Origin of the sequence: Prevotella sp. P4-119, assembly GCF_002251345.1 — a bacterium.
Classification (GTDB): domain Bacteria; phylum Bacteroidota; class Bacteroidia; order Bacteroidales; family Bacteroidaceae; genus Prevotella.
In genome coordinates this window covers 1-11,168 of record NZ_NPJB01000040.1, presented here as the reverse complement: position 1 = coordinate 11,168, position 11,168 = coordinate 1, and the positions used below count along the sequence as shown (strand labels likewise).

Genomic DNA, 11,168 nt, shown 5'->3' with positions numbered 1-11,168 from the left:
GTTAGGTGGTGGAAATCATTTCATTGAGTTACAGAAGGATGAAACAGGTACACTATGGATTATGATCCATTCTGGTTCCAGAAATCTTGGAAAACTTGTCGGTGATTACTATAACGAGAAGGCAAAGAAGCTCAATGAGAGATGGTATTCTGTGGTTTCACCAGATATTCGTCTGTCATTTCTTCCTCTACGAACCGACGAGTTCAATGCATACTGGCAGGAAATGAAATATTGTGTTGACTTCGCCCTGTGTAACCGTAAGTTGATGATGAAACGCATCGAAGAGGTCATCAAAGATGCTATTCCAGAGATTGGGTTTGAACCAATGATCAATATTGCCCACAACTATGCAGCATGGGAAAGGCACTACGGGCAGGATGTTATTGTACACCGAAAGGGGGCAACGCTGGCACGTGAGGGAGTTATTGGGATCATTCCCGGCTCACAGGGAACAGCATCCTACATCGTGGAGGGACTGGGCAATCCTGAGTCATTCTGTTCATGCTCTCACGGAGCTGGGCGAACGCTGTCGCGTACTGCTGCCATCCGTGACCTCAACTTGAAAGAAGAAGTGGAACGATTGGATGCCCTAGGTATCATTCACGCAATCCGCAATCAAAATGACATGCAGGAAGCCTCAGGTGCATACAAGGACATAGAAACTGTCATAGCCAACGAGGCAGACCTCGTCAAAGTAAAAACACGACTTTTGCCAGTTGCTGTGATAAAAGGCTAAAAGAATGGGGCACTTGCAAAAGCGTTACAATATAACAATATAACAGTTTTGAAAAACCAAAAACAGGGTGGTTTTGTGGTTTATGATTCCAATTCTCCCCCATTATCTTCATATTTTCAACTTTTCTTTGTACTTTTGACAATTATTTGTGCGATTTGTCGTTATTATAAATATGAAACAACAGAAAACAATGATTTGCGGATGGATCTGCACCATGGCAACGGCAATGGTGATGACCGCCTGTGTGACGCCCAAAAACTACAACTATCTGCAAGATTTGCAGTCTGGCAGTGTGACCACAACACCTGCCAGTGGCTATATCCGACTGCAGCCAAAAGACGAGATTTCTATCCTCGTGAAGAGTAACAGTGCGGAACTGGATGCTCTATTCAACAAGGGCATGACTACCACTATGAGCAATGGAAATGCACAAGGGTCGCAGTATGTGGAGGGCTACAGACTCGATGCCAACGGCAACATAGATTTCCCACAATTAGGCACCATTCATCTGGCAGGCATGAGACGCAGCGAGGTTGAGAACTACATCAAAACACGATTGGAGGAAGAAGGACTGCTGAAACACGCCACTGTTACCGTTGGTTTCCGCAACCTCAGCTACACCGTGATGGGCGAGGTGAAAAATGCTGGCGAATACGCAATAGAAAAAGATGAAGTGACGCTACTGGAAGCACTGGGAAAGGCTGGTGACCTGACCGTATATGGCAGAAGAGACAGTGTCGTGGTGGTGCGCAACGATGGCGAGCGCCACACCACCCTCATGGCAGACCTCACCCGTGGCAAAGCTCTCCACGAGTCGGAAGCCTACTATGTACACCAGAACGACCTGATATATGTGAAGGCGAACCCAACCAAGATTCGACAATCAACCACCAACGGCAACGAGACACGATCCATGTCACTATGGATTTCTATTGCCTCAATATTGGCTTCGCTCGCTGGTCTCATTACCCGATAATCCTCAAAAACAACTATGAAAAAAGTTCAGAAGAGTTTTCTCCAGATGTGCATCAGCCACTGGCGATGGTTTGCCGTGAGCACCATTGCCATGACCATTACAGGGGTGTTGTTCCAGCTTGTTGTCACACCACTATATCGTCGCACCACCGACATCATGGTGAAAGATGAGACATCGCCAGGCAGTATGCTGTCGAGCATGATAGGCATGAACATGTTTGCCAATATGGGATTCAACATCACATCGAATGTGGATAATGAATTGGAAGTATTTCTCTCGCCAGCCTTGATGATGAAGGTAGTGAAAGACAACCATCTCGATATGACCTACACCACAGGCAACTGGTTTACACGCGAAGAACGCTACGGCGAGACACTGCCCATAAAGGCGCAGTTTGGTGCAGCAACAGATGCAGACAAACTGCGGCTCCGCGCCACACTACACGAGGACGGGGCTGTGGTATTGACCGATTTCGAGAAAAACAAAGAACAGATGAAAGGTGAGGTAAGCGGACACATCAACAGCGTTTGTGTCACGCCCCTCGGTCCCGTCACCTTAATATCAACTCCAGCCTTCCAAACGCTGATGCGCCAGGCAAAGACACTCACCATCACCATTACCAAACAGCCACCCTACGAGATGGCAGAACGCTGTTTGAAGCGAATCAAAGGCGATGTGCTCAACAACAACACGTCGATAGTGCAACTCAGTTACGATGACGCTTTCAGCAGTCGTGCAGAACTGATACTCAACGAGCTGACAAGGGTGTATCTTCAAGCGTGGCAAGCCGACAAGGACGAAGAGCGACAGGCCTCAACCAACTTCATCAATCAGCGCATCACAGAGATAGAAGAGGCACTCAGCCAACTGGATGGCAAACTCGCCGACTACGAGCACGACAACCTGTTGGAAATAGGGGCTGCCACACCTAACGCAATGGCAATATCTGCTGCCGATATCAATGAGATGATGCTCAAACTGAGCAACCAACGGTATGTGTTGAAACACATGCAACAGTTGATGAGCAAGGAAGGAGACAACCATCAGGTATTGCCAGGCAACATTCTACCCGACAACGACAATATTGCCAAACAGATTGCAAATTACAACACGCTAGTGCTGAAACGGCAGAATCTGGCAGCAAACAGCAGTGAGCGCAATCCCTTGGTGCGCGACCTCGATGCGCAGATTGCGCCCATGCACAATGCCATTGCCACTTCAATCAGCCATGCCCTGTCGCAAATAGAGATTCAACTCAAAGGGGTGGTAGCCAAAGAACAGGAACTGACAGGGAAGGCGGCAGAACTGCCCACTAAAAAGAGCAAGATGCTTCCCACCAAACGCCAACAGAAGGTGATTGAATCGCTATACGTCTATCTGTTGCAGAAGCGTGAAGAAAACGGCATCGACAGAGCATTCAACAATAAAAACATACGCGTGGTAACACCGCCAATGGGAAAGTTGCGCCCCATCTTCCCCCGTAAGCTATGGACCTTTGGAGCAGCATGGCTCTTGGCGCTGCTGTTGCCCATGATAGTACTCTATATTCGACAACTCAACGACACGGAAGAAACAGAGGAAGAGAAAACAGCATGAACCGCACACGATTGAAGTCTGACATCAAACGACGCATGGCAAATGGCGCGCTATGGACCTTTACCGGGACGGCTGTGGGCAAACTGCTGGTATTGCTGGCAGGCATCGGCTGTGCCCGACTGTTGGGCAAAACCCAGTTTGGCGAGCTCGGCATGGTGCGTTCCACCATCGGCATGTTCATTGTGTTTGGTGCAGCAGGCATCGGAGTGACAGCAACACGCTTCATAGCCCAACACCGCCATACTGACAGCGCACAGGCAGCTTCCATCTGCGCCATGTCCAACCGCTTCGCCCTATGGTTTGGAATGGGAATCATGGTGGTCATGATAGGTTGTTCGGGACTATTGGCAAACAATATTCTCCACTCGCCACAGTTGCAAACAGCATTGATGCTGGGCGGACTGATGCTGTTGGGATCAACCCTTAACGGGTCGCTCAACGGTATTCTTGCAGGAATGGAAGACTTTCGCAGCATAGCGCTATGCACCCTTGTGGGCAGCGTGGCAGAAGCGACATTGATGACCACCGGTACCTGGATCTATGGATTGGAAGGTGCTGTTGTGGGATTCGGACTCGGTGTGGCGGTGCTCTATATAGCCTACCATTTTGCCGTGAGGCGCACCCTGCAACACGCAGGCATCGCCACCCACGGTGTGGCTATCCGTAAGAAAGACTGGCAACTGCTGTTGACCTACAGTCTGCCAGCAGCACTATCGGCGCTGATGGTCACTCCCGTATTCTGGACTATCCGCGCCATGCTCGTGAGGCACGACGGCTACGCAGAACTGGCAGTATTTGAAGCTGCCGACCAATGGAAAATCATCATCATGTTTGTTCCAGGTGCTATCAGTCAGATAGCCCTCCCCATCCTATCGAGCATGACAGAGAGTCAGACCTTCAGCCACACGCTCCGCCTGCACATCCAACTCATCGCAGGTATTGCCTCGCTGTTGGCATTACTGATCATTGTGGCAGCCCCTGTCATCATGCCTCTCTATGGCACAGACTACACCAACCATGTCACACTGTCACTGCTCGCCGTATCGGTGGTGTTTGCCTGTGTGTCAAACGTGATAGAGATGGCAATTTATAGCATCGGCAAGATGTGGACAGGATTCCTGTTCAATGTCGTATGGGCTGTTGCCACATGTCTGTTGGCCCTATGGCTGTTACCCCTGCATTGGGGATCGTCGGCATTGGCGATGGCAATATTATTGGCGTATCTGCTAAAAACCATCGTGATGGGCGTTTATATCTGTTTCACTCCCAACAGTCAACCGTTATGAAGACACGCGAAGAACTCGGCATAACACTATTTGCCATCGCACTGGTATTGCTCCAGTTTGCCGGCTACGCCTTCGTTCCGCTGTTAGCAGGGGCGCTACTGCTGTTGTTTTCCCAGCACACCTTTGCAACATGTGTGAAGAGTGTACCCTTGTTTGCAGGCTTCACGGCAGCCTCGCTCATTGTCGGGCTCTTCATGATGATGGCGCGCCCCACCGAAACTGCACCATTGGCACGATGGATTCAGTTTTATTTCCTCACCGTCATGCTGATGGGAGTAAAAGACAAAAGCCGTTTGCTGACCGCTGTGAAATATACCGTTTATGCCATCTTTGCAGCCGATCTCATGGCGAATATACTGCAGGTGGCAGGAGTGAAGTTGCCATGGGTGTATCTGACCATCCGTCCCGGAGAACTGATTCCGCGCTTTCAAGGCATCAAGGGTAATTCGCTCTATTCGGGTAGTATTTCGTTTTTGGCACTATGTTTCCTCATCAACGAGATGGGACTTCGGAAAAGGTTGCGCTATTCTATAGCCTTTCTGATGGTGGTCAATCTGCTATTGGCAGGGTCACTCCGCTACTTCATCTCGTTGGCGTTAGTCTTGGTGCTCATCACCTTCCACCTCTATCGCCATCGAAGCTATCTGCTGTCGGGAATATGTGCCACGATAGGTATGGTGGTTGTACTGACCCGATGGACAATGATGAGTAGTGAGAGTAATTATTTCCGTTATAAACTATGGGGACACACCATCGACCGACTCAACGACAGCCCGTTGGTTGGCAATGGTTTTCTGTTTCAACAAGTGACAGACCACACGCGCTTCAGCGTCAGAACGCTGGCAACAGCCGATGTGACAGAATCGACCATTCTGCTCTTCGGATTGTGTTTCGGACTCCCATTGATGTTCTTGTTCATCGCTTCACTATTCCGCACCTTCTCACATTACAGTAGCTATAAACACTATGCGCCCGAACTAGGACTGTTTCTCGGACTGGCACTCGATCTCTTCTGGGGTGGCAGTATCGACAATGTATTGTCGCTCTCTGTATTGTTGATTTGCATGTATCTCATCAATCAGAAACATCAAACCTTATCACATCCGTAATCATGACTCCCAACTTCTCTATCATCATCCCAACCTTCAACCATCTGGCATTAGCACAACGTGCTATAGACAGTGTGCGCAGCCAAGAAGGGGTAAGTATGGAAATCATAGTCTGCGACGATTCTACCGACAATCGCATCGAACAGTATGTCATGGGACTCCACGATGATCGAATCAATTACCACCACAACCGACCTCAGTTGGGGGCGGTGGGCAATTGGAACGAAGGACTCGGCAAGGTTACGGGCACATATGGCATTGTACTCCACCACGACGAAGCCTTGGTGGGCAACAACTATCTCGCCCAGTTACTGCACGTCATGCGACAGACCAATGCCGATATTGCCGTATCGGAAGTGCACGTCATGATAGGAGAGAAACAAAAGAAGCGACACTTTCCTTCACGATTGAAACGATGGATGCTGCACCACCCCACCACGCTATTTGGCCTCAACGCCATCGGGCCATGTGCCTGCGTAGCATTTCGATGCGACAAGCGACAGGCGTTTCATGAGCCGTTGCAATGGCTGGTCGATGTGGAATGGTACTACCGTATGCTTCGCGCGTCAGCCATCGTCTATTATCCAACACTCATCGTGGAGTCAGCCCACGACCACGAAGGGCAGATTAGCCGTAGCATCCATATCTATCAAGCGTGGCAGCATGATGCCAAAATCATCGGTACCATGCACAAGGGCATTTCTCTACGACTCATGCTGGCCATCGGGAAGACGATTATGACCGTCAAGCAACAATTTGGCAGATAGTTGCGCCAAGATATTTCGCAACATCGTTTGCATTTCTGCTGATTTATCATTACCTTTGCATAATAATGGCACAACCGATAAAGATTGTCAAGATACTTGGAGGACTTGGAAACCAAATGTTTCAATATGCCCTCTATACCGCCTTGCAACGACACCATCCCGATGAAATGGTGATGGCAGACCTGCATGGGTTTAATGGCTATAGGCGAAAATACCAACTCAACGAGGTGTTTGGCATCGACATCAAACAGGCAACATGCGGAATGATAGCCCACGTGGCTTACCCCTACCCCAACTTTCAATCATGGCGGTTTGGTAGCAGGTTGTTGCCCAAGCGAAGAACCATGTGTGTAGAGCCACACAACTTTGCCATCGACCATGAGGCTATTAGCCGACAAGGCAACACCTATTATGATGGTTACTGGCAACATGAGGAATATTTCAGCGACTGCCGTGACATACTCATGGAACGATTCCACTTTCCCGACTTCGCCGATGAAGCCAACACCGCATTGGCACAACGGTTGGAAAAGGAAGAGGCTGTCAGCATCCATGTGCGGCGCACCGACTATATCGGCGATAAGCTATTTTATGATCTGACCGCCACCGACTATTACACCCAAGCCATCCACTACATCCGACAACACGCTCAGGCACAGTTGTTCTGCATCTTCTCCGATGATATTGTATGGTGTAAAAACCATCTGCAACCATTGCTCAACGATGTAGAAGCCATCTTTGCCGACTGGAACAACGGCAAACAGGGCATACAGGACATGCATCTGATGACCCTCTGCCGACATCATATCATCGCCAATTCATCGTTCTCATGGTGGGGCGCTTGGTTGGCAACACAGACCGGTGCCATCAACATTGGGCCAAAGCTCTGGTGGCGACGACAGGCTGCGGTCACTCCTGTGCCCAGCCATTGGATAACCATATAACAACGCATGAACAGATGTATTAAAACAAGCAAGCCATGCAACAAATAAACTGCAGTATATTGCTCTCCGTCTATCATCGGGAAAAGCCAGAATACCTACGTCAATGTTTAGACAGCGTGTTCAGTCAGACTTTCCGTGCCAGCGAGATAATACTCGTGGGCGATGGCCCGCTGACAGAAGCGCTGGACACGATGATTGACTGCTACCGAAACAATTATCCCGAACTGCAGTTTGTGCCACTCAAGGAAAACCGTGGACTTGGACTGGCACTCAACGAAGGTCTTCGCCACTGCCACAACGACCTTGTGATGCGCATGGATACCGATGACATCTGCTACCCCAACCGACTGGAACTGCAATACAACTACATGGCAGAACACCCTGACTGTGACGTGTTGGGAGGATGGACCGACGAGTTTTGCGCCACTCCCTCAGAGACCATCTCTATACGGCGGTTGCCCGAGCACCATGCCGACATTGTGAGGTTTGGCAAACGCCGCAACCCGATGAACCATCCTACGGTGATGTTTCGCCGCGAAGCGGTGATGCGTGTAGGTGGATACCATGACATCTATCTGTTTGAAGACTACGACCTATGGGTAAGACTCATCATGGACGGGGCACGATTTCACAACCTGCAACAGCCGCTCATACACTTCCGCACCTCTACAGACTTCTTCGGCAGACGGGGCGGCTGGCGATACACCAAGTCGGAAATCAACCTATTGCGATCCTTTCATCAGTTCAAGTATATCAGCACCATAGAGATGACAACAAACATGCTGATGCGGTGTGTTGTAAGACTGTTGCCCAACAAATTGCGACAAAACATCTATATTTTCCTACTACGTAGATAATAAAACCAAGATTGCTACGTTAAAAATAACATATGAATAATACCCAAACAAAACAAATAGACAACTATATATACGATGGCATGAATGCTTTTGAACGAGAAGTGAAGCGATGGTTCGACTTCATCATGGCAGGAATGTGCATCATCATCTTCTCCCCTTTGTTTCTCGCCTGCTATCTGGCAGTACGGCGTGGGAAAGACGGACCTATCATCTATCGGCAGGAACGCATCGGACGCTTCGGACGCCCATTCTACATCTATAAATTCCGCACCATGGTGACCAATGCCGAGAACAGCGGTCCTCAGCTCTGCAACAATGCCACCGATATCAGACTGACTCAAGCCGGACGATGGATGAGACGCTACCACCTCGACGAACTGCCACAGTTCTGGAATGTGTTGAAAGGAGAAATGTCGTTTGTCGGTCCACGTCCTGAACGTCCCTACTATATTGATCAGATTATGGAAAGAGATTCACGCTATCAATTTCTATATCAAATACGTCCAGGAATCACCTCCTATTCCACCATTTACAATGGCTATACTGATACCATGGAAAAGATGCTTCGCCGCCTGGAGATGGATCTCAACTATCTGAGACACCGTTCGTGGTGGCAAGATTTGAAAATATTATCCATTACTTTCTATAAGATTGTCACAAAAACGATAAACAACAGGGCATCAATATTTACGGAAATGTAGGCGTATATATTGCGTTTCAAGAATCATTTTATCATTATCAAGGCATTTGATGGCAAACGACTGTTGCAAGGCATCAAATCCGAAAGGACGCATCACCTCAAGGTCGGTCACCTCCTCATCGGGTTCGTCGCGCAGATGCAGATAAGGAACAGAGAGGTTCAATTGGTCGTCTGTCCGGTCGAAATGAAACAGATATCCCGTGCCGTTGCTCTCCTCATTCTCCAACAAGCGCACTTCTATCAAGCGGTTTTGCACAGCCCAATAAATCATCGATTGACGCATGTCTGTTGTGCCTTCTGTGGCAAGAGTATCTACTTGGCGCAGTTGCCAGAAGCCATCGAGGTCGCCATTGTCTGATGTCTCGATGTCGCAAGCCACCAAAGCCATACATATTGTCAATACAAATATCAGCCGTTTCATTATCTCTTTCTCCATTTCAGTATTCCGTTCTTAATCAAAGTGAGTTGCACACCATAGTTGTCGCCCAGCAACGTTCCGCTGTCCATGGCAAGAGCTCCTCTGAGCGTCCATCCCCGAGTCCATCGTTCCTTACCATCGCGCAAGCGGTAAGAGGCTTCAGCCAATAGACTGACGTTATGCCGTGGATCGGGAAACGGTGCCCAATAGGTGCCAAAACCTTTCTGCCACGTAGCCAGTAAGCGATAATGTAAGCGGGAAGAAGGATCGCCGGCAATACCAAGATGACAGGCTACAGTACGGTTGTTCTCCACAGCAATACGATGGTCGCTATTATAAATAGGTGAAGTATAAAGTGGATTGCCCATCACCTCACCCCAGTGTTGCCATCCGGTATAGAGGTAATGGTTGTAATAGTTGTCGAGACCTGCAATCTGGTCTGACAGTGTTTGGTCGTGGTCATGATACATGGCACCACTCTGATACTTAGTATAGAGGTATTCAAACACCATCTTATTCATCCATCGTTGGTCGGGAATACGAAGTTCAAAGCCCCACAACATATCTTTGAAGGCATAGAGATTGTAGCGCCGTTTCACCTGCGTGTTCCATTGGTCTCCCTCGCCATATCCATCAGGACTGAGATGGGTCAGCGCCGACTGGTCTTCAAAGAAATGGTCGGCATAAAGACTGAATCCCCATTCGTCAGCATCGAAATTGAAACGTGCCAGCCAACTGCCTAAGGTATTGCCTGCAGCATTGCGGTTTTCCGTTTCCAACACATCGCCGCCTCCTGGCACCAATGCCTTTATCATTCCTTTCAGTCCGCCTTGATTGTGATAGGCCTTCATCGAGCCATCACTTTGTCGCAGATATGAGGTGCCGCCAAACTGTGCCGCCATCTCCAGTCCGAGTTCAAGCGACACGATGATTTTGTTGGCATTTCCAATACGCAGATAGCCTGCCTTGCTGTGATAAAGAGTGCTTTGCGTGTATTTATATTGCCTTTGGGTAAACTCAGTCTGCCAATGGTCATCGGTTGTCTTGCCATAGGCAATATGTCCTTTTATGGCAAGCCAATGGTGTGTGCCGGGAATGGTCCAATAGTCGGGCAAGGAAAGTCGCACTTGTGGAACAGGGCGGGCATTGATACCCAGAGTTTGTGAACCACTGCTGAGTTCCTGATCTTTCAACTGCATGGGTTGTTCTTTACTACCCACGGTGATCACACCCTTGAGCCAGCGCACCTCAGCATAGGCTTGTTGAACAACAAAACGGCTGGTATATCTGCCCGTTAAAGCCATGTCAAGGCCATAACCAATACCCCAGCGCCGACTATCATCACGTGAGAGTGGACGCTCTATGGTTGCACGCCAAAAGCCATTAGTAGTTTTGAGCGAACTGAGTCCATACTTATTGGCATGAAGCCATAATGGCAAATGATCACCCGCCGATGCCGAATTCTGGCGTTCCATCCGATAGTCAAGACTGTCGGCAAGAGGTTCGCGCTGTTGGGCATGGGCATTGAATGTGACGGCAAGAAGCGTTGCTATTGCAATATATTTCATATCTGGCTACAAAGATACGATTAAGCGAGCGAAGTACAAAAGAAAAATCACTTTTTCTTTTGTACTTCCGAGCGTGAGTACCTTTGAAGTGACCCCAAGAAGTTGGACGGGTTAAACATTTACGTATTTAATTGAGTCATTCTGTATTGTACTGGACTCATACCATTTAACTTGATTTTTATTCTTTTATTGTTATAATAGTCAATATATT

Annotated in this window: 12 protein-coding genes; 9 read left to right on the top strand and 3 right to left on the bottom strand. The window is 48.7% G+C overall.

The window, feature by feature from the left end:
* The 9 genes from CIK89_RS04540 to CIK89_RS04500 all read left to right on the top strand — a co-directional run.
* The coding region (locus CIK89_RS04540; protein WP_144007350.1) for an RtcB family protein at positions 1–736 on the top strand (736 nt) is incomplete at its 5' end.
* Positions 737–908: 172 nt separating this feature from the next.
* The gene (locus CIK89_RS04535; protein WP_094390253.1) at positions 909–1,712 is read left to right on the top strand and encodes a polysaccharide biosynthesis/export family protein; all 804 of its coding nucleotides are present in this window, start codon (positions 909–911) and stop codon (positions 1,710–1,712) included.
* A 15-nt stretch (positions 1,713–1,727) separates the two neighbouring features.
* Entirely contained in the window at positions 1,728–3,308 is a 1,581-nt protein-coding gene (locus CIK89_RS04530; RefSeq protein ID WP_094390252.1) for a hypothetical protein, read from the top strand.
* Positions 3,305–4,594 carry an oligosaccharide flippase family protein gene (locus CIK89_RS04525; protein ID WP_094390251.1) on the top strand — a complete coding sequence of 430 codons (1,290 nt, stop codon included), beginning with the start codon at positions 3,305–3,307 and terminating at the stop codon, positions 4,592–4,594. Before CIK89_RS04530 ends, CIK89_RS04525 begins: the two co-directional genes overlap by 4 nt.
* Positions 4,591–5,703, top strand: a complete 1,113-nt coding sequence (locus tag CIK89_RS04520) for a hypothetical protein (protein ID WP_094390250.1) — start codon at positions 4,591–4,593, stop codon at positions 5,701–5,703. The genes CIK89_RS04525 and CIK89_RS04520 overlap by 4 nt, the downstream gene beginning before the upstream one ends.
* 2 nt (positions 5,704–5,705) lie before the next feature.
* On the top strand, positions 5,706–6,470 hold the full coding sequence (locus tag CIK89_RS04515) for a glycosyltransferase (protein WP_094390249.1): 765 nt from the start codon (positions 5,706–5,708) through the stop codon (positions 6,468–6,470).
* Between the two features lie 65 nt (positions 6,471–6,535).
* Positions 6,536–7,414: an alpha-1,2-fucosyltransferase gene (locus tag CIK89_RS04510; protein ID WP_254046615.1), complete on the top strand. Its 879-nt coding sequence runs from the start codon at positions 6,536–6,538 to the stop codon at positions 7,412–7,414.
* A gap of 35 nt (positions 7,415–7,449) precedes the next feature.
* Complete coding sequence (locus CIK89_RS04505) at positions 7,450–8,271, top strand: glycosyltransferase (protein WP_371591466.1); 822 nt, start codon at positions 7,450–7,452, stop codon at positions 8,269–8,271.
* Between the two features lie 32 nt (positions 8,272–8,303).
* Entirely contained in the window at positions 8,304–8,972 is a 669-nt protein-coding gene (locus CIK89_RS04500) for a sugar transferase (RefSeq protein ID WP_094390248.1), read from the top strand.
* Here CIK89_RS04500 and CIK89_RS04495 read toward each other — a convergent pair.
* The 3 genes from CIK89_RS04495 to CIK89_RS04485 all read right to left on the bottom strand — a co-directional run.
* Complete coding sequence (locus tag CIK89_RS04495) at positions 8,952–9,407, bottom strand: lipocalin-like domain-containing protein (RefSeq protein ID WP_094390247.1); 456 nt, start codon at positions 9,405–9,407, stop codon at positions 8,952–8,954. The genes CIK89_RS04500 and CIK89_RS04495 overlap by 21 nt on opposite strands.
* The gene (locus tag CIK89_RS04490; RefSeq protein ID WP_094390246.1) at positions 9,392–10,957 is read right to left on the bottom strand and encodes a capsule assembly Wzi family protein; all 1,566 of its coding nucleotides are present in this window, start codon (positions 10,955–10,957) and stop codon (positions 9,392–9,394) included. Before CIK89_RS04490 ends, CIK89_RS04495 begins: the two co-directional genes overlap by 16 nt.
* A gap of 119 nt (positions 10,958–11,076) precedes the next feature.
* On the bottom strand, positions 11,077–11,168 hold a 92-nt coding region (locus tag CIK89_RS04485; protein ID WP_144007349.1), incomplete at its 5' end, for an IS3 family transposase.

Coding starts and splice junctions, on each gene's coding strand:
- CIK89_RS04535 (WP_094390253.1), top strand. CDS start 909: ATGAAACAACAGAAAACAATGATTTGCGGATGGATCTGCACCATGGCA.
- CIK89_RS04530 (WP_094390252.1), top strand. CDS start 1,728: ATGAAAAAAGTTCAGAAGAGTTTTCTCCAGATGTGCATCAGCCACTGG.
- CIK89_RS04525 (WP_094390251.1), top strand. CDS start 3,305: ATGAACCGCACACGATTGAAGTCTGACATCAAACGACGCATGGCAAAT.
- CIK89_RS04520 (WP_094390250.1), top strand. CDS start 4,591: ATGAAGACACGCGAAGAACTCGGCATAACACTATTTGCCATCGCACTG.
- CIK89_RS04515 (WP_094390249.1), top strand. CDS start 5,706: ATGACTCCCAACTTCTCTATCATCATCCCAACCTTCAACCATCTGGCA.
- CIK89_RS04510 (WP_254046615.1), top strand. CDS start 6,536: ATGGCACAACCGATAAAGATTGTCAAGATACTTGGAGGACTTGGAAAC.
- CIK89_RS04505 (WP_371591466.1), top strand. CDS start 7,450: ATGCAACAAATAAACTGCAGTATATTGCTCTCCGTCTATCATCGGGAA.
- CIK89_RS04500 (WP_094390248.1), top strand. CDS start 8,304: ATGAATAATACCCAAACAAAACAAATAGACAACTATATATACGATGGC.
- CIK89_RS04495 (WP_094390247.1), bottom strand. CDS start 9,407: ATGGAGAAAGAGATAATGAAACGGCTGATATTTGTATTGACAATATGT.
- CIK89_RS04490 (WP_094390246.1), bottom strand. CDS start 10,957: ATGAAATATATTGCAATAGCAACGCTTCTTGCCGTCACATTCAATGCC.